The sequence below is a fragment of the Glaciimonas sp. OK215 genome, assembly GCF_057787885.1.
Window position 1 is genome coordinate 5086814 of record NZ_CM173544.1, and the last position, 26202, is coordinate 5113015.

The 26202-nt window shown below is 60.2% G+C and carries 20 protein-coding genes; 4 read left to right on the top strand and 16 right to left on the bottom strand.

Annotation, left to right across the window (positions count from 1 at the left end; all coding sequences use genetic code 11):
• Positions 1-365: 365 nt before the first annotated feature.
• From recQ to AC3CHX_RS23485, 7 genes are all read right to left on the bottom strand, one after another.
• Complete coding sequence (recQ, locus tag AC3CHX_RS23455; protein WP_488630381.1) at positions 366-2186, bottom strand: DNA helicase RecQ; 1821 nt, start codon at positions 2184-2186, stop codon at positions 366-368.
• A 44-nt stretch (positions 2187-2230) separates the two neighbouring features.
• Positions 2231-3103, bottom strand: coding sequence for an undecaprenyl-diphosphate phosphatase (locus AC3CHX_RS23460; protein WP_488630382.1), 873 nt, complete (start codon positions 3101-3103; stop codon positions 2231-2233).
• A gap of 114 nt (positions 3104-3217) precedes the next feature.
• Positions 3218-4063, bottom strand: coding sequence for an undecaprenyl-diphosphate phosphatase (locus tag AC3CHX_RS23465; RefSeq protein ID WP_488630383.1), 846 nt, complete (start codon positions 4061-4063; stop codon positions 3218-3220).
• A 97-nt stretch (positions 4064-4160) separates the two neighbouring features.
• A complete protein-coding gene (locus AC3CHX_RS23470; protein WP_488630384.1) occupies positions 4161-4712 on the bottom strand; it encodes a DUF1439 domain-containing protein in 552 nt (183 codons plus the stop codon).
• Positions 4713-4746: 34 nt separating this feature from the next.
• Entirely contained in the window at positions 4747-5016 is a 270-nt protein-coding gene (locus AC3CHX_RS23475; protein ID WP_488630385.1) for a YkgJ family cysteine cluster protein, read from the bottom strand.
• Between the two features lie 150 nt (positions 5017-5166).
• Positions 5167-6255 carry a Gfo/Idh/MocA family protein gene (locus AC3CHX_RS23480; protein WP_488630386.1) on the bottom strand — a complete coding sequence of 363 codons (1089 nt, stop codon included), beginning with the start codon at positions 6253-6255 and terminating at the stop codon, positions 5167-5169.
• On the bottom strand, positions 6252-7061 hold the full coding sequence (locus AC3CHX_RS23485; RefSeq protein ID WP_488630387.1) for a ThuA domain-containing protein: 810 nt from the start codon (positions 7059-7061) through the stop codon (positions 6252-6254). Before AC3CHX_RS23485 ends, AC3CHX_RS23480 begins: the two co-directional genes overlap by 4 nt.
• A 154-nt stretch (positions 7062-7215) precedes the next feature.
• Between AC3CHX_RS23485 and AC3CHX_RS23490 the strand changes: the two genes are divergently transcribed.
• The 3 genes from AC3CHX_RS23490 to AC3CHX_RS23500 all read left to right on the top strand — a co-directional run bounded on the left by AC3CHX_RS23490 (position 7216) and on the right by AC3CHX_RS23500 (position 10474).
• Positions 7216-8205 carry a helix-turn-helix transcriptional regulator gene (locus tag AC3CHX_RS23490; RefSeq protein ID WP_488630388.1) on the top strand — a complete coding sequence of 330 codons (990 nt, stop codon included), beginning with the start codon at positions 7216-7218 and terminating at the stop codon, positions 8203-8205.
• Positions 8206-8399: 194 nt separating this feature from the next.
• The gene (locus tag AC3CHX_RS23495) at positions 8400-9416 is read left to right on the top strand and encodes a substrate-binding domain-containing protein (RefSeq protein WP_488630389.1); all 1017 of its coding nucleotides are present in this window, start codon (positions 8400-8402) and stop codon (positions 9414-9416) included.
• Between the two features lie 155 nt (positions 9417-9571).
• Positions 9572-10474 carry an aldo/keto reductase gene (locus AC3CHX_RS23500; RefSeq protein ID WP_488630390.1) on the top strand — a complete coding sequence of 301 codons (903 nt, stop codon included), beginning with the start codon at positions 9572-9574 and terminating at the stop codon, positions 10472-10474.
• A 57-nt stretch (positions 10475-10531) separates the two neighbouring features.
• On the opposite strand, the gene AC3CHX_RS23505 is transcribed toward AC3CHX_RS23500, so the two are convergent.
• The 7 genes from AC3CHX_RS23505 to AC3CHX_RS23535 form a co-directional block, all read right to left on the bottom strand.
• Entirely contained in the window at positions 10532-12982 is a 2451-nt protein-coding gene (locus AC3CHX_RS23505; protein ID WP_488630391.1) for a glycogen/starch/alpha-glucan phosphorylase, read from the bottom strand.
• Between the two features lie 63 nt (positions 12983-13045).
• On the bottom strand, positions 13046-14503 hold the full coding sequence (gene glgA, locus AC3CHX_RS23510) for a glycogen synthase GlgA (RefSeq protein WP_488644910.1): 1458 nt from the start codon (positions 14501-14503) through the stop codon (positions 13046-13048).
• Positions 14504-14576: 73 nt separating this feature from the next.
• Complete coding sequence (gene glgC, locus AC3CHX_RS23515; protein ID WP_488630392.1) at positions 14577-15848, bottom strand: glucose-1-phosphate adenylyltransferase; 1272 nt, start codon at positions 15846-15848, stop codon at positions 14577-14579.
• 42 nt (positions 15849-15890) lie between these two features.
• Positions 15891-17522 carry an alpha-D-glucose phosphate-specific phosphoglucomutase gene (locus AC3CHX_RS23520; protein ID WP_488630393.1) on the bottom strand — a complete coding sequence of 544 codons (1632 nt, stop codon included), beginning with the start codon at positions 17520-17522 and terminating at the stop codon, positions 15891-15893.
• Positions 17523-17546: 24 nt separating this feature from the next.
• Positions 17547-19637, bottom strand: coding sequence for a glycogen debranching protein GlgX (gene glgX, locus AC3CHX_RS23525; protein WP_488630394.1), 2091 nt, complete (start codon positions 19635-19637; stop codon positions 17547-17549).
• Between the two features lie 4 nt (positions 19638-19641).
• The gene (gene glgB, locus AC3CHX_RS23530) at positions 19642-21813 is read right to left on the bottom strand and encodes a 1,4-alpha-glucan branching protein GlgB (RefSeq protein ID WP_488630395.1); all 2172 of its coding nucleotides are present in this window, start codon (positions 21811-21813) and stop codon (positions 19642-19644) included.
• A gap of 42 nt (positions 21814-21855) precedes the next feature.
• Positions 21856-23484: an alpha-glucosidase gene (locus AC3CHX_RS23535; protein WP_488630396.1), complete on the bottom strand. Its 1629-nt coding sequence runs from the start codon at positions 23482-23484 to the stop codon at positions 21856-21858.
• A 190-nt stretch (positions 23485-23674) separates the two neighbouring features.
• Here AC3CHX_RS23535 and AC3CHX_RS23540 point away from each other — a divergent pair, with 190 nt between their 5' ends.
• Complete coding sequence (locus AC3CHX_RS23540) at positions 23675-24574, top strand: helix-turn-helix domain-containing protein (protein ID WP_488630397.1); 900 nt, start codon at positions 23675-23677, stop codon at positions 24572-24574.
• An 11-nt stretch (positions 24575-24585) separates the two neighbouring features.
• Here AC3CHX_RS23540 and AC3CHX_RS23545 read toward each other — a convergent pair whose 3' ends face one another.
• Positions 24586-25104, bottom strand: a complete 519-nt coding sequence (locus AC3CHX_RS23545) for a DUF1993 domain-containing protein (protein ID WP_488630398.1) — start codon at positions 25102-25104, stop codon at positions 24586-24588.
• A gap of 9 nt (positions 25105-25113) precedes the next feature.
• The gene (locus tag AC3CHX_RS23550) at positions 25114-26151 is read right to left on the bottom strand and encodes a glucokinase (protein WP_488630399.1); all 1038 of its coding nucleotides are present in this window, start codon (positions 26149-26151) and stop codon (positions 25114-25116) included.
• Positions 26152-26202 lie beyond the last annotated feature (51 nt).

The window sequence follows — 26202 nt, forward strand, 5'->3', positions numbered from 1 at the left end:
CTGTAGAGGCTGTGGGTTTTGACGTTGTTTTTGACGTTGTTTTTGAATTCCGCATTGAGACGTTGCCAAATGGGTCGTCTGCCAGTCGGGAATTGTGGGGAAACTTGTCTGAGCGCAGCGAGTTTGTTTCCCCACCCGACTGGCAGACGACCCATTTGGGAACCCGCCAACGGCGGGCAACGGCTTTGCGTCGCCTTTCTTTGCTTACTTTCTTTGGCGAAGCAAAGAAAGTGAGCGGCTGCCGGGCCGCCCCCGGCTTGCTTCCACGGAGTAGCTACCGTTTCAATTTACGACGACCGAACTGCTGTCGGACCACCCGACTAGCCTCCCGGTGTAGCAACCGTGTTAGATAACGACAACCGACCTTACGAAAACGCCGCAATCAACTCAACAATTTCAGCCCCATAAGTCTCCAGTTTTTTCGCCCCCACCCCACTCACCCCCCGCAAATCATCCAGCGACCCCGGCTGCGCCTTGGCAATCTCACGCATCGTTGCATCATGAAAAATCACATATGCCGGAACGTTATGTTTGCGCGCAGTCTCCACCCGCCACCAACGTAATTTTTCAAAAATCGCCTGCTCTGTCGTCGACAAATCCGACTCGACGTAACCCTTAGGCTTGCTGCCGCTGCGCTTCTGCTTGACCGGCTTTTGATACTCACGCAACTGCACCGGCAGTTCGCCGCGCAACACCGGCCTGGCGGCATCCGTCAACTTCAATGCGCTATACGCCTCATGATCGACACTGACCAGGCCAAGCGCAATCGATTGCCGCAAAATCGCACGCCACTCGTGCTCGCTGCGGTCGCTGCCGATACCGAAGGTCGATAGCTGATCGTGGCGCCACTGCTTGACCTTGTCGGAGTCGATCCCGCGCAACACATCCAGCACGTGCATCGCACCAAAGCGCTGATCGACCCGATAAATCGCGGAGAGTAATTTTTGCACGACGACCGTCGCATCAAACGACACCGGCGGCGTCATGCAGGTATCGCAATTACCGCAACGGGTCGAATCCTGGCCGAAATATTCCAGCAGCCGCACCCGGCGGCAATGCAGCGTTTCGCAAAAACCGAGCATCGCGTCCAGCTTGACGCCCTGTACCCGTTTGAAGGCTTCCCCGGCCTCGGATTCATCGATCATGCGGCGCTGCTGCACCACGTCCTGCAAACCATACGCCATCCAGGCATTGGCGGGACCGCCATCGCGTCCGGCACGACCGGTTTCCTGGTAATAACCCTCGATACTCTTCGGCAAATCGAGATGCGCGACAAAGCGCACGTCGGGCTTGTCGATGCCCATGCCAAAGGCAATCGTCGCCACCATGACGATGCCTTCTTCGCGCAGAAACCGTCCCTGATTCTTGGTACGCGTGGCGTATTCCATGCCCGCATGATAGGGCAAGGCGGAGATGCCTTGCTGATTCAAGAACTCGGCAGTCTCTTCCACCTTCTTGCGCGACAAACAGTAGACGATGCCGGCGTCGCCGACATGTTCGGCCTGAATGAAATCAAGCAACTGCTTACGGCCATTGGCCTTTTCGACAATCTGATAGCGAATGTTGGGACGATCGAATGACGAAACGAATTTCGCGCCGTCCTGCAATTGCAGGCGCAGTGCGATTTCTTCGCGGGTCTGCTGATCGGCGGTCGCGGTCAGCGCGATCCGCGGCACATTCGGGAAACGCTCGTGCAGGATCGAGAGCTTGATGTATTCGGGGCGGAAATCATGGCCCCATTGCGACACGCAATGGGCTTCATCAATCGCAAACAACGCAATTTTCGACGACTCCAGCAGGTCCAGGCAACGCGGCGTCAGCAAGCGCTCCGGCGCGACATACACCAGATCGAGGTCGCCGCTGCGGACCCGGCGCTCGATCTGCGCAGCTTCTTCATAGGTTTGCGTGGAATTCAGAAACGCCGCACGCACACCGACTTCGGCCAGCGCATCGACCTGATCCTGCATCAGCGCGATCAGCGGCGACACCACCACGCCGACACCGTCACGTAACAGGGCCGGGATCTGATAGCACAACGACTTGCCGCCGCCGGTCGGCATCAGCACCAGCGCATCGCCGCCGCCGGCGACGTGACCGACAATTTCGGCCTGCTGACCACGGAACGACGGATAGCCGAAGATGGTCTGCAGGATGTTCAGCGCTTGCGAATTATTTTGGTCAGGCATTAATAAGAACTTGGTTAAGGCAAACGTTCATCACTGCGCGTTGGTTAGTGAAGAAAACCCTTGCTCACGGCAACCAGCAAAAAGATGCCGAGCGCCGCACGGTAAACAATAAACGGCCAGGTAGAGAATTTTTCGAGGAATTTCATCAAGCCCCAGATCGCGAAAAACGCCGAGATACTGGAAACCACCAGACCAAACAATAGCAGCAACCAGGCATCCATCGGCATATGCGCATGCAGCAAAACCCATAACTCTTTCAAACCGGCCAGTGCAATGGCCGGCAAGCCGAGCAGGAAAGAAAAGCGTGCCGCTTCCGCGCGCTTGAAATTCAGGAACAACGCTGCGGTCAAGGTCGAGCCTGAACGCGAAACGCCGGGAATCAGGGCGCCGACTTGCGCCAGGCCGACAATCACCGCGTCGCGCAAGCGCATCTCACCGACGGTGCGACGATGGCGCGCAGTCAGTTCCGCCAACGCCAGCAAGATTGCCATGCCGATACAGGCGTAACCGATCACGCTCAGGCTGCGCAGCGGCGAGTTACAGGCATTCAGCAATGGCGCTAACGCCAATCCGGCGATACCAATCGGGATAGTGGCAATCACGATGGCCAGCCCCAGGCGGAACGATGGGTTGTGATAATCACGCTGGCGCAATGCAGTGATGCTGCCGAGTGTGACCTGACGCACATCGCTCCAGAAATAACTTAGCACCGCGACCAGCGCCGCCAGTTGCATCGCCGCTGAAAATGCCGAACCCGGATCATGCCATCCCAATACCGCCGGGACGATACGCATATGCGCGGTCGACGAAATCGGCAATAACTCGGAAATTCCCTGGATCACGCCGAGAATACCGATTTGTACATAATCCAGTGAAGCGAAGCCGATATCCAGACCGGCGGAACAGATATTTGCCAAACGAACCTCCAATAGCGTGTTATACGCTCAACAATTAATAATTAAAAATCAGAAAGGCTATTTTTAAGGCTTAAGCATAAGAAACAAGTAAATTGCGCGGCGCAGCGGAAGCGATCAATCCTCCCAAGCCACCACGCCGCTATAGCCGGAAAGCAAGATGATCAGACCGAACACAATGCGATACCAGGCAAATACCGTGAAATCGTGGGTGCTGATATAACGCAGCAGCCAGCGCACGCAGAAGAATGCCGAAATGAATGCAGCGACGGTGCCAAGCGAAAACAGCGGCACATCGGCTGCGCTCAGCAATGCACGATCTTTGTAGAGCGAATAAACGGTGGCGGCAAACAGGGTCGGAATCGCCAGGAAGAATGAAAATTCGGTGGCTGCTTTACGCGACAGGCCAAACATCATGCCGCCGATGATCGTTGCGCCGGAACGACTGGTGCCGGGAATCAACGCAAAGGCTTGCGCGCAGCCGACTTTCAGCGCATCGAGCGCGGTCATGTCATCGACGGCTTCCACTCTGGCCGTCTGGATCAGGCTTTTATTCCGGCGCTCGACCCATAAAATAATCAGGCCGCCGACGATAAGCGCAATCGCCACCGGGACCGGCGCAAACAATTTTTCTTTAATCATTTTACTCAGCAGCAAACCCGATACCGCCGCAGGCATAAAAGCAATGCTCAGATTCAGCACTAATTTTTGCGCGTTACGCTGACTGGCCAAGCCACTGAGTACAGCGGCAATCCGCAGCCGGTATTCCCAACAGACCGCAAGAATCGCACCGGCCTGAATCGCGATGTCGAATACTTCCGCTTTGCCACGGCCAATCGCGGCAGAAAATTTCAGCAAGCTGCCGGCCAGAATCAGATGACCGGTCGATGACACCGGGAGAAATTCGGTCAAACCTTCGACCACACCCATGACGATGACTTTTAACGCGAGAAGAATATCCATGCTTATGCTGAAATAACGGGGTAAGTCGGAGCGGCTGCAATAAAAAAACCCGCGCTCCGGACACCATGGCGGGTTTCACGAAAAACTACGGCACAACTCATTTTTGCGGCTCAAAGGTTACCACGAGGCGGTCGGGCCTGGTCGCGATCCTGGTCGGCACAAACGTCACACCGAGATAATGAAAATCTTCCGGCTTGAAGCTGTACAGCGGCACGCTCTGCAACAACTCGCGCGCCAGCAAACCGCCGATTTGCGTGGCCTGGCCGCTGTACGCGCTGTCCATACCATTCAGCGCAACCTTATCCAGGCGTGTGTCATTCAAGACCACCGCGTTGTGTGCCGCATCCAGCGCCATCACGCCGGACATCGACAATATTCCGCTCCAGGACTTGCCGGTCAAAGGCAGCCCCATTGTCACATCCATATCAACCAGCAAACGCCCGTGATCTGCCTCCAGACCCAGCTGCGCATGGCTGGCGGTGACTTCAATCAGTCCCAGATAGCGTTTGGTGAACGGCAAACGTTTATTCAGCGATTGTTGCAATTTTGGCAGGGGAAAATCGACATCGCGCGAACCGATCAGCAGCGCGCAGGAAGTCAACAGAAACATGCCTGTCAGGGCGATTACGGCCAGCCATTTTGATTTCATCTAGATCCTTGGTTTTATGTCGTGCATGGACTGGTCAGACGTGCACAGCCGTCAAACGTTCAAGTTCCATCAGATACTGCAGCGCATCGGCTTGCGAAGCACCGCACATTTCCGCCGAGGGTTGCAGACTGCCGCACACCGCAGGACGTTCCGGCCGGCCGAAAATCCGGCACATATTTGCATCATCGAGCTGGATGCAGCGGACACCGGCCGGTTTGCCGTCCGGCATCCCGGGAATCGCTGAAGAAATGGACGGCGCAATACAACAGGCGCCACAACCCTGACGACAAGATGGCAGCCTCACGCCCGTCCCATACGGTTCAACGCCAGCACCTTCAGAGTCAAGGCTTCTTTGGCACGCAATCCTTTGATCATCTACGCCGCCGCTCAAATTATCGAAGGGGGCATTTTACCTGCAAACGGTCACACCCCCGTTCCGGATGTGCCGGCCGGCTCAGATCTTGACCGGCTCTCCCGTGCGGGCGCTGGCGTAGATCGCGTCCAGGATTTCCATCACGATCAAGCCCTCCTCGCCGGTGGCGGAGTGCGCACGCTCGCTCAGGATGGCCTCGGCATAATCGTGCATGGCCGAGCGCGCCTGGGTGGCCGGCGGCTGCAGGTGCATGTTGAACTGGGCGCCGTCCTTCTCCGTGAAGATGTGCGCATCGAAGGTGTAGCCCTCGTTCAGGTTCTTCTGCAGCAAGCCGGCCTTGCTGCCCAGCAGGCGTGTTTCCATCAACTCGGCTTCCTGGATGTTGGCCGCCCAGGAGGCTTCGAGCGCCAGCGTCGCGCCGTTGTCGAAGCGAATCAGGGCCGCGGCCAGGTCCTCGACGTCAAAGGTCTTGCCCGACGCCGACGCCAACGCGCGCGCGATCGGGTCGTAGGTGCTGCCCATCACCCAGGTCGGCTTCGGGTAGCCCATCAGCCACAACGCCAGATCCAGCCGGTGCACACCCAGGTCGATCAGCGGGCCGCCGCCAGCCAGATCCTTGCTGCCGAACCAGCCGCCAAAGCCCGGCATGCCGCGCCGCCGGTGCCATACCGTGCGGCCGAAATAAAAGTCGCCGAACAGGCCCGCGTCGACCTGTGCCTTGAGTGCCCGCGACTGCGCGCTGAAGCGGTACGAAAAGTTGATCATCAGCCGTTTGCCCGCGTGCCTTGCAGCGGCCAGCATAGCGCGGCCTTCTGCGGCGTTCAGCGCCATCGGTTTCTCGCACAGCACGTGGCAGCCGGCTGCGAACGCCGCCAGCGTCAGATCCTTGTGGAACTTGTTGGGCGTGCAGACGCTCACCGCATCCAGCATCTCGGCCGCCAGCAGGGCCTCGGCGCCGGGATAGCGCGCCGCGATACCGTACTGCTCGCCCACCCGGTCGAGCCGCTCAAGGTCGGGGTCGGCGATCGCCACCACGTCCACGTTCGGGTGCTGCCGCCAGCCTTCGATGTGCTTGCTCCCGATGCCGAGGCCGATCACGCCGACCCGCAAGCGCCTGGCGTCCGGTTGCAGCGGGGCTTGCTTGACTTCCACTTTGTAATCATCGTTCATCCGATGTCTCCCTTGCCCTGCAGCACGCCGACCTTCGAAAACGTCACGTTCTTTTCGCTGAGCTGTTCCAGCGGCGGCGACTGCGGGCAGCGGTCGACGATGTTCACGCGCGGCGCGGCCCATTGCACGGCGTTGGCCAGCACGCGTTGCACATTGGCGTCGTGATAGGTCGGGTAGGCCTCGTGGCCGGGACGGAAGTAGAAGATGCGGCCGTGACCGCGCTCCCAGCAGCAGCCCGAGCGGAACACCTCGCCGCCCTCGAACCACGAAATGAACACCGTGCTGTCCGGCTGCGGAATGTCGAAGCGCTCGCCGTACATCTCTTCGTTCGGCAGCTCGAAGTACTCGCCCAGCCCGGCCGCGATCGGGTGCGACGGCTCGACCACCCACAGGCGTTCCTTTTCGTGCGCCTCGCGCCATTTCAACGAGCAGTTGGTGCCCAGCATGCGGCGGAAGATCTTCGAGAAGTGGCCCGAGTGCAGCACGATCAGGCCCATGCCTTCGAGCACACGGCGCTGCACGCGCTCGACCACGGCATCCGCCACCTGGTCGTGCGCCTTGTGACCCCACCACACCAGCACGTCGCAGCCGGCTAGCCGTTCTTCGCTGAGGCCATGCTCGGGCTGGTCCAGCATGGCAGTGCCGATCTCGAGCGGCAGCGCACCGGGGTTCAGCGCCGGCGTCTCGCGCAGCGCAGCGGCAATCGTCGTATGCAACCCATCGGGATAGATGGCCCGGACGGCCGGATTCTCGCGTTCATGCTTGTATTCGTTCCAGACAATGACAGAAATCTTGGTTTTAGGCACAATGGTTCTCCAGTGAAGTTTAAGCGCCAGGTGTGCAGGCCCAGCCCGGCGAAACAAGCCCAGGGCAATGGATCCGGCTAGCTAGCGTGAAACAAATATTAGCCGCCGGGCCAATCTCCCCTCAATCTGAATCATTGCTACAAAACCGCAAAGAATGCTAAAAAACCTGGATACCAACCTGCAGCCCGCCGGCCCCACCCGTCGACTGGCCAGCCCGCGCCCGGCTGCGCCCGATCAGGCGCAGCGCATGCGCCGCCATCTGGCGGATTTTCTGGCACGCCTGGCGGCCGGCACGCTGCCGCTGCACCTGCCCAGCCCGGCCGGCGAGTGGGTGGCGCGCGGCGACGGGCACTTCCATCTGGCGCCCGAACTGTTCCTGCAAGTCGCGGGCTGGACCCGCTTCCGCTTTCCCCATGACGAACTGCTGCTCGGCCCCGGCGAGGCGCTGCTGCTGCCGCCCAGGCTGCTGCACGCGGAGCGTGTCGGTGCCGGCGCGGACGGCGCGGCGTTCTGCAACATCGTGGTGTATGCCGAGGACAGCGCGCTGATGTGCCATCTGGCCCATGAGGTGGCGCCGGGCACACCGGGCATCCTGCACCTGGAAGCACACCCTCACCCGCAGGCGCAACGCATTCACGACTGGCTGGCCGATGCCGCCCGACTGGGCCGCAGCGCCGGTGCTGCTCCCAGGCCGCAGGAGCCGGCCCTGGCAGCGGCCCAGACCCGCGCCCTGGTAGTGGCCGCCACTGCCGGCGTGCTGCGCGCGCTCGACGACGCAGCCACCGACACCCGACCGGAACCGCCACTGGTGGCGCACGTGCGCGTGTTCATCCAGAACCAATTGGGCGACGACCAACTGAGCGTGCGCCGCCTGGCCGAGCAAGCGGGCTGCACCGCCGATTACCTGTCGCATGTGTTCCGCCAGACCAGCGGCGAGCACCTGACCGCGTACATCAACCGCCAGCGCATGGCGCGCGCGGCAAGGCTGTTGCGCGAAAGCACGCTGGCCGGCAAGGAAGTGGCCTGGGCTTGCGGCTTTGCCACGCAGAGCTACTTCATCCGAACCTTCCGGGAGCATTTCGGCATGACGCCCAAAGCCTGGCGCGCCGGGCGCGCGGACGGTGAATTGCCAGCCGGTCCGTGAACCTGGTGTCCTGCTTTACCAAATCGTTGAATCCGATCTTTTCCAGACCGCGGAAGCGCTTACACTAGCCACTTGAGATCATGTTGGCGAAGCGCAATAATATTCACCATTATTTGAAGAGATTTTTTAAACTACCGCCCTGCGCGTTGCTTGCCCAATAGCGCTTCCCAATACGCTTCAACCACAATTGCGCCATGTCATTAAAACAAATTGCAACTGATCTGGGTATTTCCCTCACCACCGTGAGCCGTGCGCTGAATGGTTATCCCGAGGTGTCGGAACAGACCCGCAAGCTGGTGGTCGCCGCCGCGGCGGCCCGCGGCTATCAGCCCAATCCCATGGCGCGCAGCCTGGCGACCGGCAGGATGAATGCGATTGGCATCGTTTATCCGCTCAACCCGAACGACCTTGGCGACCCGGTGTTTCTGGAGGTCGTGGCCGGCCTGGTCGATAGCCTGGATGCGGCCGGGATGGAGCTGATCATCTCTTCTGCCAGGCCCGGAGATGAACTGCGTTCCTACAAACGGCTGGTGGAAGGCAAGCGCGTTGACGGACTGATTGTGGCGCGGACCCAGGTGCACGACCCGCGCCTGGTTTACCTCGCCGAGCAAAAATTTCCGTTTGTGGCCTACGGCCGCAGCACTCTGGCGACGCCTTACGCGTGGCTGGACTTCGATAATCAGGCCGGCCTGAAACTGGCCGTGGAGCGACTGGTGGCGCTGGGCCATCGGCGCATCAGCCTGATCGGGGCGTCGAAAGCATTCAATTTTGCAGCGCAAAGGCTTGCCGGCTATCTGGAAGGACTGGCGGCGGCCGGCATCGACGTCAATCCGGACTACATCATCACAGGCGCACTGGACCGGCGCGCCGGCTACAGCGCCATGCAGCAATTGCTGGCCATGGAGTCACCGCCGACGGCGGTCATCGCCGACAACCACCTGAGCGGTATCGGCGTCATGCGCGCATTGCTCGATGCCAACATCAGCGTCGGCAAGGACATATCGTTTATCGTCTACGACGGTTTTCCTGCCGATAGCCTGGTCGGCAGCACCGTTACCTCAGTCATCCAGCCGACTGCGAACAAGGTGGGACACAAGTTGGCGGAGATGATCCTGGCACGCCTGAACGGCGCACATCCGAAGACACTGCAAGTGCTGTGGCAACCGACTATCGAGATCGGGACATCGGACGGCCCCTGCCTGCAGAAATAAGGTCATCAGATAGCGTTAATTCTTCTTCCAAAGCGCTTTGAGTCCCAATATAATCGTTCCTGTTATGTTGAGATAATTTTGAAAAGCGACAATTAGCCGATCCGAGCTCCGGTGCCGGATCAGGTCGCGCTCCCTCCCCCCAATGGAATTTACCCATGCAAACACCCCGCATCCGGATCGCACAAGACGGTCCTGAATTTTCCCGTGTCGTACTCGGGCTGTGGCGCATCTCCGAGTGGCAGTTGACGCCGAAGGAACGCCTGGCATTGCTTGAAGAGTGCCTCGCGCTCGGCGTCACAACCATCGATCAGGCCGATATCTATGGCGACTACACGGCTGAACAGATGTTCGGCGAAGCCCTCGCCCTGGCCCCCGGCCTGCGCGAGCGGATTGAAATCGTCGGCAAATGCGGCATCAAGCTGGTGTCGTCGAAACGGCCCGATCATGCGATTCAGCATTACGACACCAGCCGCGCCCACATTCTCGCCTCGGTGGAGCGCTCGTTGTCCGATATGCACACCGATTATCTGGATCTGTTGCTGATTCACCGGCCCGATCCACTGATGAACGCCGACGAGGTTGCCGAGACCTTCCGTCTGCTGCAGCAAAGCGGCAAGGTACGTCATTTCGGCGTATCCAATTTCACACCGGCACAGTTTGATTTGCTGGCGTCACGCTTTCCGCTGGTGACGAATCAGGTTGAATTGTCGACCATGCATCTTGACCCGCTGCATGATGGCACGCTCGACCAGTGCCAGCGCCTTTCCATCTCGCCGATGATCTGGTCGGCGCTGGGTGGCGGGCGCGTTTTCAGTGAACAAAGTCCGCGAGCTGAAAGGATACGGGCCTGCCTGACGGCAATTGGCGCGGAATATAACGTTTCGCAGACCGTGATTGCCTATGCCTGGATTCTGCAGCACCCGTCCAGGCCGCTGGTGCTGACCGGTTCGCGCCGCATTGATGCCGTCCGCGAAGCGGTCACCGCCACCCGGATCACGCTGACGCGGGCACAGTGGTTCGCCATCTGGAGCGCATCGACAGGCACCGCAGTGCCTTGAAACAGCCAAAGTAATCGAGAACAGACCATTCCCCGAATGGTCTGTTTTTTTTTGCGCTTACAGTTTGATCGGCTGCGCATGCCAAATCTGCCCGGCATACTCGGCAATCGTCCGGTCGGATGAGAAAACGCCCATGCCGGCCACGTTCAGAATGGCTTTCCGGGTCCATTCATCCGGTTGCCGATACAGCATATCGACCTGGTCCTGCGTGGCGATATAGCTGGCGTAATCGGCCAGCAGCAGGTAATGATCGCCCCAGTTCACCAGCGTGTCGTAGATCGCCTGGAAGCGTCCCTTGTCGTCCGGCGAGAAAACCCCGTCGCGGAGCTGGTCGAGGACCAGTTTGAGTTCGGCATTTTGCTCGTAGATCAGGCGCGGCTGATAACCATGCGCGCGTAGTGTGTCGACTTCTTCGGTGGTATTCCCGAAGATGAAGAAATTCTCTGCGCCGACGCTTTCGCGCATTTCGACATTCGCGCCATCGAGCGTACCGATCGTCAGCGCGCCGTTCAGCGCGAACTTCATGTTGCCGGTGCCGGAAGCTTCGGTGCCGGCAGTCGAAATCTGTTCCGACAGGTCGGCCGCCGGCATGATGATTTCCGCCAGGCTGACGCTGTAGTTCGGGATGAACACCACTTTCAGCTTGTCGCCCACGCGTGGATCGTGGTTGATCGTGGCGGCGACGTCATTGATCAGCTTGATGATCTGCTTGGCCATGTGATAGGCCGACGCCGCCTTGCCGGCAAACACCACCGTGCGTGGCACCCAGTCGGCATCGGGATTGGCGATGATGCGGTTGTAGCGGGTGATCACATGCAGCACATTGAGCAGCTGGCGCTTGTATTCATGGATGCGCTTGACCTGCACATCGAACAGCGCAGCCGGATTCAGTGCGATGCCGAGATTGACCGCGACCCATGCGGCCAGGCGCTGCTTGTTGGCCAGTTTGGCGGCACGGAACTGCGCGCCGAAAACGGGATCTCCGGCAAATTCGCGCAGACCCGAGAGTTGCTCGAGGTGGCGCCGCCAGTCGCGCCCTATGCGGTCGTCGATCAGCCTGGACAATGACGGGTTCGCCTGCGCCAGCCAGCGCCGCGGCGTGACGCCGTTGGTTTTGTTATTGAAACGATCCGGAAACACTTTGGCAAAATCGGCGAAGATCGATTGTTTCATCAGCTCGGAATGCAAGGCCGATACGCCGTTGATCTTGTGGCTGGCGACCACCGCCAGATAGGCCATGCGCACCCGCCGTTCGCCTTGTTCGTCGATCAGCGACACGCGCCGCATCAGCTCGACATCCGCGCCGAACTCGGCCGTGATGTCGGCGATGAAACCGGCATTGATGTCGAAGATGATCTGCAGATGGCGCGGCAGCACCCGGCCCAGCAGATCGACCGGCCAGGTTTCCAGCGCTTCCTGCATCAAGGTGTGGTTAGTGTAGGAAAACACTTTTTGGGTCAGCGCCCAGGCCTGCGGCCACTTGACCTGATGCTCGTCGACCAGGATCCGCATCAGCTCCGGGATTGCCAGCACCGGATGCGTATCGTTGAGGTGGATCGCGACATGCTCGGGCAACTGGTCGAAACCGCTGTGACTGGACAGATAGCGGCGGATCAGGTCCTGCAGGCTGGCGGCACAGAAAAAGTATTCCTGACGCAGCCGCAACTCGCGGCCGGACAGCGTGGAGTCGTCCGGATACAGCACCCGCGACACGTTTTCGGAATAGTTCTTGTCTTCGACTGCCGCGAAGTAATTGCCCTGGTTGAAGGCCGACAGGTTGATTTCACTGCTGGCCTTGGCCGACCACAGCCGCAGCGTGTTGGTGGCTTCGGTTGCATAGCCGGGGATAATGGTGTCATACGCCATGGCCAGCACATCCTGGGTATCGGTCCAGAGCACCTTATCGCCGACCTGTTCAAGGCGGCCGCCGAAGCGCACCCGGTATTGCACTTCCGGGCGCGGAAATTCCCAGGGATTGCCGCCCGCCAGCCAGTAATCGGGGCTTTCCACCTGATTGCCTTCGATGATCTGCTGTTTGAACATGCCGTAGTCGTAGCGTATGCCATAACCGAAACCCGAGATGCCGAGCGTGGCCATTGAATCGAGGAAGCAGGCGGCAAGCCGGCCCAGGCCGCCATTGCCGAGCGCGGCATCATGTTCGAGATCGGCAATTTTGTCGAAATCGACGTCCATCTCGGCCAGCGCCTGCCGTACGTCCTGGTAGATATCCAGCGCCAGCAACGCATTCGTGAAAGTGCGACCGATCAGGAATTCCATCGACAGGTAATACACGCGCTTGACGTCCTGCTTGTACTGCGCGCGGGTGGTTTTCATCCAGCGTTCGACCAGACGGTCACGCACCGCCAGCGCGGTCGCCTGCAGCCAGTCCTGCGGCTGGGCGGCAACCGGGTCTTTGCCCACCGTATAGATGAGTTTGTTGGCAATCGAGAGCTTGAGGTTGGCGACATCGTTCGCCAGATGTTCGTAGTGAAAGTCGGTAAGGTTCATTGCGTGTTTATGTCCAGGTGTTGAGTAAGTGTCGTGCTATAAATTGCGGCCCGGCTGAGATATTCACATCCCGATCTGCTGATACAGCGCCATGAACTGCGCAGCTGCCGCATCCCAGCCGAACTGTTGCTGCATGCCGCGTTTCTGCACTTGCTTCCAGTCGGCCTTGCGTTTGTACAGCGCGAACGCCCGGCGCAGGGCCGCGCCGATGCCTGCGTCATCGAAGCTGTCGAAGACGAAACCGGTCGCCAGTCCGTCGGCCATATTCTCCAGCGAGCAATCGACCACCGTATCGGCCAGCCCCCCGACCTTGCGCACCAGCGGCAAGGTGCCGTATTTGAGGCCGTAAAGCTGGGTCAGCCCACACGGCTCGAAGCGCGATGGCACCAGGATCACGTCGGCGGCGGCGATGATGCGGTGCGACAGCTTTTCGTCGTAACCGATCCGCACCGCGACCGCTTGCGGATGCGCTGCTGCGGCGGCGCTAAATGCCGTTTCCAGCGCCGCATCGCCGCTGCCCAGCAGCACGATCTGGCCGCCGCGTTGCAGAATCTCGGGCAAGGCCGCCAATACCAGATGCAAGCCCTTTTGCTCGGTCAGGCGGCTGACCACACAAAACAACGGCGCATCGTTCTGGATGGCCAGCCCGGTTTCTTGCTGCAGCGCCGTCTTGCACTTGAGTTTGCCGGCCACGGAGCGGGCATCGTAAGGCGTCGGGATCAGCGCATCGGTGGCCGGATTCCAGACCGCAGCGTCGACCCCGTTCAGTATCCCGGAAAGATCGCGCACGCGGGCATGCAGCAAGCCATCCAGGCCGCAGCCCTGTTCGCTGCCCTGAATTTCTTGCGCGTAGGTGGGACTCACCGTGGTGAGCTTGTCGGCGTAAAACAGACCGGCTTTCAGGAACGAACACTGGCCATGAAACTCGATGCCGTTGACATCGAAAAAATGCGCAGGCAAGCCCAGATCGCCAAACACCTGGCGCGGGAAGTTGCCCTGATACGCCAGGTTGTGGACCGTCAACACGCTGCCAGCCAGTTTATAGCCGGCCGCTTGTTCGGCCGCCTTCAGATACGCCGGGGCCAGACCGGCGTGCCAGTCGTGCCCATGCACCACCTGCGGCCGCCAGCCTGTATCGAGCCCTTCCGCCAGCCGCGCGGCGATCCAGCCCAGCAAGGCGAAACGGCGATAATTGTCCGGATAGGCGTGATTGTCCGCGTCCGAATACGGATTGCCCGGCCGGTCATACAATTCCGGCGCGTCGATCACATACGCAGCCACGCCGCTGTCGGGCAGAACACCGCAATACAGCCGGATCGCGTGCGTGCCGAAAGCGGGCGCCAGCTCCGCCACCAGCTTTTGATCGAGGATGCCGGCACGCAGGGCCGGGAAGCCCGGCACCAGCACGCGTGCATCGCATCCCGAGCCGGCCTGCGCCGCCGGCAAAGCGCCGGCGACGTCCGCCAGGCCGCCGGTTTTCAGCAGCGGATAAATTTCAGTACAAACATGTAATACGCGCATCATCGTTCCTATTCTTTGACGACTCAACAAGAAAAGCAGCGTGGACAGTATCCTGTCCACATCACCTTTTCCTTCAGAGTTTTTCCAGCATCTCGCCAGTCACCAGCACCACGCCCGTCTCGCTGCGGAAGAAACGTTGCGCATCCAGCTCGGCATCTTCGCCGATGACCATCCCGGCCGGAATCTTGCAGCCGCGGTCGATGACCACCTTGGTCAGGCGGCAGTTTTCGCCGATCTCGCAATACGGCAGGATCACCGCCTGGTCGATGTGGCAGAACGAGTGCACCCGCACGTTCGAGAACAGGACCGAGAGCGCCACATGCGAGCCCGATACAATGCAGCCGCCGGATACCAGCACGTTGACCGCCATCCCGTGCTCGCCCTTGCTGTCATGCACGAATTTGGCCGGCGGCAATTGTTCCTGGTGGGTCCAGATCGGCCACTCGTGGTCGTAGATGTTGAGTTCAGGCGAAATCGATGCCAGGTCGAGGTTGGCCGACCAGAAGGCATCGACGGTGCCGACATCGCGCCAGTAGGCATCGGCACCGTCGGCCGACGGTATGCAGGACATGCTGAACGGGTGCGCCACCGCACGACCTGCGGAAACGACGTGTGGAATGATGTCCTTGCCGAAATCATGGCTCGATGCCGGATTGGCGATATCTTCCTGCAGCAGTTGGTACAGGTATTCGGCATTGAAGATATAAATCCCCATGCTGGCCAGCGTCACATCCGGTCTGCCCGGCATGGTAGGCGGATCGGCGGGTTTTTCGACCCATGCGGTGACCTTGCGTCCGGCATCGACCGCCATCACGCCAAACGCCGACGCTTCCGCTTTCGGCACTTCAATGCAGCCCACGGTACAGGCCGCACCGGTGGCGACGTGATCGCGCAGCATCAGCGAATAATCCATTTTGTAAATATGATCGCCGGCCAGCACCACCACATATTCCGGAGCGTAGGAACGCAGGATGTCGATGTTCTGGAACACCGCATCGGCGGTGCCGCGATACCAGTGTTCTTCGTTGACGCGCTGCTGGGCCGGCAGCAAGTCGACGAATTCATTCTTGTCGCCGCGCAGGAAGCTCCAGCCGCGCTGCAGGTGGCGCAGCAGGGAATGCGATTTGTACTGGGTCACGACGCCAATCCGCCGGAAGCCGGAATTGATGCAATTGGATAATACGAAATCGATGATGCGGAACTTGCCGCCGAAGTAGACCGCCGGCTTGGCGCGTTTGTCGGTCAGTTGCTGCAGGCGCGAACCGCGGCCGCCGGCCAGTACCAGGGCGATGGCCCGTTCCGGCAGCCGGTGGGAGAGTAGGGTCTTGTCGTTTTCCAGTTGCATGATGTTGCCTCCTTTTTTTATGATCGATGACACGCTTAATAGTTAAGTTGCTACTGTCGGTTGACTCCGTCCTGTGCGCGCCGCAATTTCCGCCACCTGGTCGGCGATGGCAATCAGATCCGCCAGGGCGGTCTGGGTGGGAATGGCGTGTCTGGCCGGATCGGCTTCGAATTTTTCCAGATAGACGCGCAGCGTCGCGCCCTCGGTGCCGGTGCCGGACAGACGGAACACCACGCGCGAGCCATCGGTGAATACCAGCCGCACGCCCTGCCGCTGCGACACCGAACCGTCGACCGGATCGGTATACGCAAAATCGTCGGCAACATCGACCGTATAGCCATGCACGGCCTGGCCCGCCAGGCCGGCCAGCTTGGCGCGCAGATTGCCCATCAATGCATCGGCCACGGCGCTGTCGATGGCTTCATAATCGTGGCGCGAATAATAGTTGCGGCCGAAGCGCGCCCAGTGTTCGCGCAGCAGCGTTTCGACCGGCTTGCCGGTGACGGCCAGCAGATTCAACCAGAACAGTACCGCCCACACACCGTCCTTTTCGCGCATATGGTCCGAACCGGTGCCGTAACTTTCTTCGCCGCACAGCGTCACCATGCCGGCATCCATCAGGTTGCCGAAAAATTTCCAGCCGGTCGGCGTCTCGAAGCAAGGCACGCCGAGCGCCTTGGCGACCCGGTCGGCTGCGCTGGACGTCGGCATCGACCGCGCAATGCCCTTGATGCCGTTGCGGTAGCCCGGCACCAGCGTCGCATGCGCCGCCAGGAGCGCCAGGCTGTCCGACGGCGTGACGTCGAGATCGCGGCCGACGATCATGTTGCGGTCGGCATCGCCGTCGGACGCCGCGCCGAAATCGGGCGCATCTGCGCTACGCATGTGGGCGATCAGTGCGGCCGCATTCACCGGATTCGGATCGGGATGATGGCCGCCGAAATCTTCCAGCGGCTCGCCATGCATCACCGTGCCTGGCGGCGCGCCCAGCAGATCTTCGAGGATGGCTTTCGCATACGGGCCGGATACCGCGCTCATGGCGTCGAAACGCATCGTGAACCCGCTTTCGAACAAGGCCCTGATCGCGTCGAAATCGAACAGGCTTTGCATCAGGTCGGCATACTCGGCGACCGGGTCGATCACTTCAATGTGCATGCTGTCGAGTTGATAGTGGCCAATGCTGTCGAGATCGAAATACGCTGCGTCGCTGATCCGGTACTGCTGGATGATTTCGGTACGGGCAAAGATCGCATCGGTGATTTTTTCGGGCGCCGGGCCGCCGTTGCCGACGTTGTACTTGATGCCGAAATCGCCATCCGGCCCGCCCGGGTTGTGGCTGGCCGACAGCACGATACCGCCGAAGGCGGCGCGCTTGCGGATCACGCAACTGACCGCCGGCGTCGACAGGATGCCGCCGCGCCCGACCAGCACCCGGCCGAAACCGTGCGCCGCGGCCATGCGCAGAATGGTATGAATCGCGGTGCGGTTATAAAACCGGCCATCGCCGCCGAGTACCAGCGTCTGCCCGGCGCTGCCTTCCAGTGAATCGAAAATGGCCTGCACAAAATTTTCGAGATAGCCTGGCTGCTGAAAAACCGCCACCTTCTTGCGCAAGCCCGAGGTGCCTGGCCGTTGGCCGGCGAAAGGTTGCGTGTCTACAGTCCTGATCGTCATCTTGTCTCCTGCTTTTATTTTGCGTTACAGTAAAAAATCGAAGCGCCCTGGTTTTCCAGGTACCGCTACCAGCAGCAATACAGCGCGTGCCGGCACTACCGCACTGGCGCTGATGTCATGCGCCAGCAAAGCGGGGCTGGCGCTGTTCATTAACACCCGCCAGGTCCCTGCGGGCAGCATGAAATCGACTGCCTGCGCTTCGGCATTCACCAGCAGCAGACAGCTTTCTCCCCCCGCATGACCGCCTAGCCGGATGCCGATGCAATAGCGGCTCCTGCTGCTCCACGCCGCCTCGTCCAACGCCGTGCCATCGGGTTTCAGCCAGGCAATGTCGGGTTGTCCATCGGCCCGCGTTGCACCGCTGTACCAGCGGGGATGGCGCAAGGCTGGATAGCGTCGCCGCAGTGCAATCAGGCGGCCGGTAAATGCGGCCAACTCATGATCGGCATGCTGCCAGTCCAGCCAGCACAAGGGGTTGTCCTGGCAATACGCATTATTGTTGCCGTGCTGGGAATGGCCGATGTCATCGCCGGCCAGCAGCATCGGCGTACCCTGCGAAAAAAACAGCGTCGCCAGCAGCGCCCGTTGCAGGCAGGCCCGCAGCTGCAGCACTTCAGGGTTGTCGGTGGCGCCTTCCACGCCGCAATTCCAGCTGAGGTTGTGCTCATGCCCGTCGCGGTTGTGTTCGCCGTTGGCTTGATTGTGCTTGTGGTTGTAGCTGACCAGATCGCGCAAGGTGAAGCCGTCATGCGCGGTAATGAAATTGACGCTGGCCGCGGGCATGCGGGCATGATGCTGGAACAGATCGCTGGAAGCGGCGAAGCGCCGTGCAAACTCGCCCAGCGACGGTCCCTGCTGCAGCCAGAAAGCGCGCATCGTGTCGCGGTATTTATCGTTCCATTCGAGCCAGCCCGGCGGAAAATTGCCGAGCTGATAGCCGCCCGGACCGATGTCCCACGGTTCGGCGATCAGTTTGACCTGCGCCAGCACCGGGTCTTGCCGCACGGCGGCCAGAAATGCGGCGGCGCTGGAAAAGCCCTGGGCATTGCGTGCCAGTTCGGGCGCGAGGTCGAAGCGGAAACCGTCGACATGCATTTCCTCGACCCAGTAGCGCAAGGAATCCATCACCAGTTGCAGCACGCGCGGCTCGGCCAGATTCAGGCAATTGCCGCAGCCGGTCCAGTTTTCGTACAAGGCCGGATTGGCGGCCTGCAGATGGTAGTAGAGCGCATTGTCGATCCCGCGAAAACTCAGCGTCGGGCCGAATTCGTCGGTTTCGGCGGTATGGTTGTAGACCACGTCGAGCACCACTTCGATGCCGCGTCCATGCAAGGCCTTGACCATGTCGCGGAACTCGGCAATCGGCGTGCTGCCGGGCCGCCCTGACCAGTAGCGCGTCTCGGGTGCAAAGAAGCCGATGCTGGAATAACCCCAGTAATTCGACAAGTCCATTTGCTGCAAGCGCATCTCGTCGGCACGGTGATGCACCGGCAGCAGGCTGAGCGTGGTGATGCCGAGCTGTTGCAGGTAATCCAGCACCGCCGGTTGCGCGATGCCGGCATAGCTGCCGCGCAGCGACGGCGGCACCTCGGGATGCAATTGGGTAAAGCCCTTGACATGCAATTCGTACAGTATGGTATCGTCCGGCGCTACTCGCGGCGGCGCATCGTCGCCCCAGTCGTACGCTTCATGCACGACCCGCGCCTTGAGCGCAATCGCCGCATTGTCGAACGGGTCCGGCTGCGTTGCATCGCTTTCCAGCTGGCCCCGAAAGCCCGGCTGACCCCGATACTCGCCGACCACCAGCCGCGCATACGGATCGAGCAGCAGCTTGTTGGGATTGAAGCGCTGGCCGTGCTGCGGCGCGTACGGCCCGGCGACCCGATAGCCATATACCTGTCCCGGCGCGGCAGCGGCGAGATAACCATACCAGACGCCGTCCTGACAAGCGGGCATGCGCAGACGCATCAGCTCCTGCCGGCCATCGGCATCGAACAGGCACAACTCCACAACTTCCGCATGCGGCGCCACCAGCGCGAAATTCACGCCGCGCCCATCCCAGTGCGCTCCCAGCGGATACGCCGCGCCTGCGGTCAGTTTTATTTCGGCCGCCATCCCGTCAATGCTCCAGTTTCAGCATGAGCGTCGCCAGTGGCGGCACGGTCAGGCTGAGCGAACAGGCGCGGCCATGCGCTGCGATCGACTCGGTCTGCAAGTCGCCGTTGTGGACCCCGCTGCCGCCATAAATCGTGGCATCGGTATTCAGGATTTCACGATAACGCCCGGGCTGCGCTACGCCGATCCGATAGCCATGCCGTGGCACCGGCGTGAAATTGCATAGCACCAGCACCGCATCGCCGTTGTCGGCCTTGCGGATGAACGAGAACACGGAATTCTCGCGGTCCTCGTGCGTGATCCATTCAAAACCGCGCTGCTCGAAATCGAGTTGGTGCAATGCCGGATAGGCGCGATTGACGGCGTTCAGATCGCGCACCAGCCGCTGTACGCCCTGGTGCAGCGGGTTGTCCAGCAGATGCCAGTCGAGGCTGCGCTCGGCATTCCATTCGCTGCCTTGTCCGAACTCGCATCCCATGAACAGCAGCTTCTTGCCCGGATGCCCCCACATGAAGCCGTAATACGCCCGCAGGTTGGCGAAGCGTTGCCATTCGTCACCCGGCATGCGCCCCAGGATCGACCCCTTGCCGTGCACCACTTCGTCGTGCGACAGCGGCAGCACGAAATTTTCGCTGAAGGCATAGGCCAGCCCGAAGGTCATCTTGTCGTGATGATATTTGCGGTTGATCGGGTCTTCCTGCATGTATTTCAGCGTGTCGTTCATCCAGCCCAGATTCCACTTGTAGTGGAACCCCAGGCCGCCCATTTCCAGCGGGCGCGACACATTCGGAAAGCTGGTCGATTCTTCCGCCATCGTGATCGCTTCGGGACGTTCGGCGCAGACGATTTCATTGACCCGGCGCAAAAATGCCATCGCTTCCAGATTTTCGCGGCCGCCGAACTGGTTCGGGATCCATTCCCCTTCCTTGCGGCTGTAGTCGCGATACAGCATCGACGCCACCGCATCGACCCGCAAACCGTCGATGCCGAAGCGCTCGATCCAGTACAAGGCATTCCCGGCCAGGTAGTTGAGCACTTCCTTGCGGCCATAGTTGAAAATCAGCGTGTTCCAGTCCTGATGGAAACCCTCGCGCGGATCGGCATGCTCGTACAGGCAGCTGCCATCGAAATTGGCGAGGCCATGCGCATCGCTCGGGAAGTGGCCCGGCACCCAGTCCAGCAGCACGCCGATGCCGCTGGCATGCGCGGTGTCGACGAAGTGCAGGAAATCCTCCGGGCTGCCGAAGCGCGCCGTCGGCGCATACAGCCCGACCGGCTGGTAACCCCACGAGCCATCGAACGGATGTTCGCTGACCGGCAGCAATTCGATGTGCGTAAAGCCGAGTTCCTTCACATACGGAATCAGCTGCGCCGCCAGTTCGCGATAGGTCAGCCAGCGATCGCCCTCTTCCGGCACCCGGCGCCACGAGCCGAGATGGACTTCGTAGACGCTGACGGGTGCGCTCAGGCTGTTGGCAAGCCGGCGCGCGGGATCGGACGGCTGGACCGGCATCAATCCCTGCACCACCGACGCGGTATCCGGCCGCAGTTCGGCACGGAATGCGAAAGGATCGGACTTCAGCAGCAGGTCGCCGCCCCGGGTCTTGATTTCAAGCTTGTACAGATCGCCGGCGCCAAGCTGCGGGATGAAAATTTCCCACACGCCGGATGCGCTGCGCGAGCGCATCATGTGGCGCCGCCCATCCCAGTTGTTGAAACTGCCGACCACCGACACGCGCCGCGCATTCGGCGCCCATACCGCGAAACTGACGCCTGCCACGCCGTCGATTTCAACCAGATGCGCACCGAGTTTTTCGTAGGGCCGGTAATGCGTTCCTTCCGCCAGCAGCCAGACATCCGTTTCGCCCAGGATAGTCGCAAAGCGATACGGATCGTCCATCTCTTGCCGGTGACTGCCCCAGTCGACCCGCAGCCGGTAGGCAAACGGCTGCTTGCGCTGCGGGATGGCCGCGGCAAACACGTCGCTGCCATCGACCCGGTCGAGGCTGGCCAGCCTGCGCCCGTCCTTGCCATCGATCACGTCGACCGTTGCCGCGCCCGGCAACAAGGCGCGCACTACCAGTTCGCCGTCGTGCCGGTGCATGCCGAGAACGGCAAAGGGATCGCTATGGTCGCCCAGCATCAGCGCAGCGACGGTTGTTTGATCGAATATCATCCTAGATTCCTTGAAAATGGTTTCCGGCCTGCGCTCAATGGTTCAATCCCATATGCGTCCCAGCCAGCCGCCGTAGGGCGACAGCGCGATCCGCCGCGCATCGTTGAGGACGCCGCCGGCCAGGCCATGGCCGCCCAGCGTTTCGACTGCCAGGCCGGCAGGTATTTGCCAGCTTTGTGCGCTTGCGCCAAGGTTGAAAACCAGCAAGCGGCGTTCCCGGCCCAGACTGCGCTCGAACGCCAGGATCGGCTCCGGTGCATCGAAAAACCGGATATCGCCTTGCTGCAAAATCGGCTGTTGCTGGCGCCATGCCAAAAATGTCCTGAAAAACGCCAGCACCGACGCGCTATCCCGATTCTGCTCATCGACCGCCAGCGGCAAGTGCAGCGGCGCCATCGGCAGCCATGGCTCCACCGGCGAAAAGCCGCCGAACGGCGCTGCGGCCTGCCACGGCATCGGGGTGCGGCAGCCGTCGCGCCCCTTGAATTCGGGCCAGAAGGTGATGCCATACGGATCTTGCAGGCGCTCGAATGGAATCTCCGCTTCGGTCAGCGCCAGTTCCTCGCCCTGATAAATGCAGACGCTGCCGCGCAAGGTCGTCATCATCGCCAGCACCAGTTTGGCGAAAGCCGGACCGGCCTGCCCCTTGCCCCAGCGGCTCATCACGCGCATCACGTCATGATTGCTGGCGGACCAGCAGGCCCAGCCCTTGCCGCCGTGTTCGGCCAGCTTGGCTTCCATTTGTTCGACCGTGCTGCGCACATGGGCCGCGCTAAACTCCGGCGTCAGCAGGTTGAAGCTATACGCCATATTCAATTTATCGCCGTCTGCGGTGTATTGCGCCATGGTCGTCAGCGCATCGTCGTCGCCCACTTCGCCTACGCTGGCGGCACCGTACTCATCCAGCATGGCGCGCAAGCGCTGCAAGAACGCCAGGTTTTCCGGCTGCGACTTGTCGTAGCGATGCTGCTGCATGCCATACGGGTTATCCGGCGCGGCCATGAAGTTGGCGGCTGCCGTGGCGGGCGGGTTGTCGCGCAGTTGCTGATCGTGGAAATGAAAATTGCACGCATCGAAGCGGAAGCCGTCCACACCGCGCTCCAGCCAAAACAGGATTTCCTCCAGCATCTGGGTCTGCACGGCCGGGTTGTGGAAATTCAGATCCGGCTGGCTGGACAGGAAGTTATGCAGGTAATACTGGCGGCGGCGCGGCTCCCAGTGCCAGGCGGCGCCGCCAAATACCGATTGCCAGTTGCAGGGCGGCGTGCCGTCCGCGCGGGCATCGGCCCATACATACCAGTCGGCACGCGGATTGTCGCGGCTGCTGCGGCTTTCGGCAAACCAGGCGTGCTGGTCCGAGGAATGGCTCAACACCTGATCGATCATCACTTTCAGGCCGAGCGCATGGGCCTGTTCGACCAGCCGATCAAAATCTTCCAGCGTGCCGAATGAAGCATCGACATCGCGATAGTTTGATACGTCGTACCCGAAATCCTTCATCGGCGACGTGAAAAAAGGCGAAATCCAGATGGCGTCCACGCCCAGCGACGCGATGTAGCCGAGCTTTTCCGTCAGGCCCGGCAAATCGCCCAGACCATCGCCATTGCCATCCGCAAAGCTGCGTGGGTAGACCTGATAAATCACAGCGCCCCGCCACCAGTTGTTACGCATCTGTCATCTCCCTTTTATTCATGCCGATCTTCGTCGGCCATCGATTGCTGCACCTGGATTGTTTCCCTCTGCACATCATGCGGACATGGCGCGGGGAATTGAGCTTGTCTAATACTGCCTGCTGATACAGAATATTAATCCCCTCGACACGCAATTACTTCCACGCCCGTATTGAGATACAAAATCAAACATGCGCCACAAATCAGATCGCCAGCGGCTTGAATACAGCGGCACCAGCCTGTCCGTTGCGGGCGTGCGCTCGCTGGGGCATTACCGCTATCTGACGGCACAGCCGGCATTGCCGCCGCATATCCATGCCGATACGATGGAAATCTCGCTGCTGGTGCGCGGGCAACAGACTTACCGGGTGGTTGAAGACAAATACACGGTCGAAAGCGGCGAGGTTTTCATTACCTATCCTGAAGAGCGGCACGATACTTGCGGTGAGCCGGAAGAAAAAGGGGAATGTTATTGGCTGCAGCTGCATCTGCTTGAACCCGATAATTTCCTCGGCTTGTCCACCCGCAGCGCAGTCGCGCTGCAGTCCTCACTGCATGCGCTTCCGATGCGCCACTTCAGGATTTCGCCAGCGGCCCAGAGCGATCTGGAGCAATGTTTTATTTTTTTACAGCAAACGCGTACTCCTCAGGTCCAATTGTTTATAGAGCATCACCTGCGCAATTACGTCATGCATGTCTTGCGGGCGGCCAGCGCTGCCCCGGTGCTGGCCACCAGCGCAGGCATCCAGAAATGCATCGACTATATCCAGCAGAGCGGGCAGGCCGATATCGCGCTGGAAGAACTGGCCGCGCTGGTCGGACTCTCCCTGCCCCAGTTCAAATGCCGCTTCCGCCGGGAGGCGGGCCTGCCGCCGGCCGAGTTCATGATTCGCCACAAAGTACAGCAGGCCTGTCAACTGCTGGAACAAAAGCGGATGCCGGTCACCGACCTGGCTTTTTTGCTCGGCTTTTCAAGCTCGCAATATTTTTCCACTGTTTTCAAGCGCTACACCGGATGCACGCCCAGCGGCTATCTGGAGATGAAACTGCGCGAGGAAAACGATCCTGAAACAAGCGTGCGGACTTTCTGACGACACTCACATCAGCTTGCTTCGTAATAGTGAAAGCCATCAAAATCTGCCTTTCCTATCGGGCAGCCCAGGGATCTCAGAATTGCATAGGCCATACAGATATGAAAAAAGAAATTCGGCATGGCGTACTGAGTAATAAAAACCCGTGCCTGGCTCTCAAAAGTTGCGTCGCCAGCCTTCTCTTGAATTTTCAAATACGGTGCCTCAAGCACATCATTCCGAGATATTGCCTTGAGGATGCTTAAACGATCTTTTATTCTCGACTGCATCTGTTCCATGCTATCGAATGGCAAATCTTTAACGATAATTTCCCTGTGCAATAGCGGTTTTATTGCACGCATTGCAAAGTCGGTTCCGATGCTGATTTGCATATTCAGAGGGAACATATCTTGCGTGAGCTTTGCGTTTAAAAGAGCAGACTCATCCATCCCATTTTCGATAGCGTAATGCTTTGCTTTCTCAAGGATTAAGCTCAACCTCTCCAGATATTTGATAAACACAACGACTGATACGTCATATAAATTCAGCATGGCGGAAACTCACGGATAAACGGTGGTTCTCAACTTTTCTTCCAATATGGCTGCTACGCCCAGGAAAGCCGGGTATTCGGCGGTAATGACATACGTCGGTATCTGCGCCAGATAATCGGAAAAACGTCCTTTCCGCTCGAAGCGCTGGCGGAAGTTCGACTTGATAAATCTGTCGCCCAGGCGCGGCACGATACCACCGCCAATATACAAGCCGCCCAGCGCGCCGAGAGTGACGGCGACATTGCCGGCAATCGTGCCGAGCATCGCGCAGAAAGACGCGATGGTCTGGTCGCAGATGGCGCATTCTCCCGCCATCCCGCGCCGCAGGATCTCCGGCGCGAACAGCGCCTCCGCCGGCTGGCCCGCGCGCTCGGCCAAGGCACGATACATCAGTTCCAGGCCAAAGCCGGACAGCAGGCGCTCGGCGGAGACATGCTCATTCTCACGCCAGGCAAAACGCAAAATATCGCATTCTCTTTCATCCGACGGTGCGAATGTCACGTGCCCGCCCTCACCCTCCAGCGCGACCCAGCGATCGCCCGCGGGGAGAATGCCCGATACGCCGAGACCGGTGCCTGCGCCGATCAGCCCGATCGCGCTGTCAGGGCGCGCCACGCCACCGCCCACCTGCCGCTTTTGCCGTGGCGTCAAATACGGCAAGGCCATCGCCAGGGCTTTGAAATCATTGATCAGCAAGAGCGTGTCGAACCCCAATTCACTGCGCACCGCCTCGATGGAAAATGCCCAGTCGTGGTTGGTCATCCGCACCTGATCGCCTTGAATCGGGTTGGCAATGGCAAACGCTGCGTGCTGCACCCTGCCCACGCTGATCTGCAACCCGGACAGGTAGGCGCGGATCGCGTCGAGCATGGTCGGATAGTCTTTACAGGGTAAAACCGAAATTGCTTCAATCCGGCCCGGTGCAGTCTCCAATGCAAAGCGCGCATTGGTGCCGCCAATGTCGGCCAGTAGTCGTGGACCGTCCCTGAACATCTTGCAGTCGGGATCGGGATGAATCGACGCGGTCGATTGCGGCTGGATTGTCATGATTTAAGCTAATTACATAAAAAGTCAGGTTTACCGGCCAACTGCATTGCT

What these genes read in the sequence shown, in the direction of transcription:
- recQ (WP_488630381.1), bottom strand. Translation starts at nt 2,186, where the DNA reads ATGCCTGACCAAAATAATTCGCAAGCGCTGAACATCCTGCAGACCATC.
- AC3CHX_RS23495 (WP_488630389.1), top strand. Translation starts at nt 8,400, where the DNA reads ATGTCATTAAAACAAATTGCAACTGATCTGGGTATTTCCCTCACCACC.
- AC3CHX_RS23535 (WP_488630396.1), bottom strand. Translation starts at nt 23,484, where the DNA reads ATGCGTAACAACTGGTGGCGGGGCGCTGTGATTTATCAGGTCTACCCA.
- glgA (WP_488644910.1), bottom strand. Translation starts at nt 14,503, where the DNA reads ATGCGCGTATTACATGTTTGTACTGAAATTTATCCGCTGCTGAAAACC.
- glgC (WP_488630392.1), bottom strand. Translation starts at nt 15,848, where the DNA reads ATGCAACTGGAAAACGACAAGACCCTACTCTCCCACCGGCTGCCGGAA.
- AC3CHX_RS23545 (WP_488630398.1), bottom strand. Translation starts at nt 25,104, where the DNA reads ATGCTGAATTTATATGACGTATCAGTCGTTGTGTTTATCAAATATCTG.
- AC3CHX_RS23470 (WP_488630384.1), bottom strand. Translation starts at nt 4,712, where the DNA reads ATGAAATCAAAATGGCTGGCCGTAATCGCCCTGACAGGCATGTTTCTG.
- AC3CHX_RS23490 (WP_488630388.1), top strand. Translation starts at nt 7,216, where the DNA reads ATGCTAAAAAACCTGGATACCAACCTGCAGCCCGCCGGCCCCACCCGT.
- AC3CHX_RS23540 (WP_488630397.1), top strand. Translation starts at nt 23,675, where the DNA reads ATGCGCCACAAATCAGATCGCCAGCGGCTTGAATACAGCGGCACCAGC.
- AC3CHX_RS23480 (WP_488630386.1), bottom strand. Translation starts at nt 6,255, where the DNA reads ATGAACGATGATTACAAAGTGGAAGTCAAGCAAGCCCCGCTGCAACCG.
- AC3CHX_RS23505 (WP_488630391.1), bottom strand. Translation starts at nt 12,982, where the DNA reads ATGAACCTTACCGACTTTCACTACGAACATCTGGCGAACGATGTCGCC.
- AC3CHX_RS23520 (WP_488630393.1), bottom strand. Translation starts at nt 17,522, where the DNA reads ATGACGATCAGGACTGTAGACACGCAACCTTTCGCCGGCCAACGGCCA.
- AC3CHX_RS23500 (WP_488630390.1), top strand. Translation starts at nt 9,572, where the DNA reads ATGCAAACACCCCGCATCCGGATCGCACAAGACGGTCCTGAATTTTCC.
- AC3CHX_RS23550 (WP_488630399.1), bottom strand. Translation starts at nt 26,151, where the DNA reads ATGACAATCCAGCCGCAATCGACCGCGTCGATTCATCCCGATCCCGAC.
- AC3CHX_RS23465 (WP_488630383.1), bottom strand. Translation starts at nt 4,063, where the DNA reads ATGGATATTCTTCTCGCGTTAAAAGTCATCGTCATGGGTGTGGTCGAA.
- glgB (WP_488630395.1), bottom strand. Translation starts at nt 21,813, where the DNA reads ATGATATTCGATCAAACAACCGTCGCTGCGCTGATGCTGGGCGACCAT.
- glgX (WP_488630394.1), bottom strand. Translation starts at nt 19,637, where the DNA reads ATGGCGGCCGAAATAAAACTGACCGCAGGCGCGGCGTATCCGCTGGGA.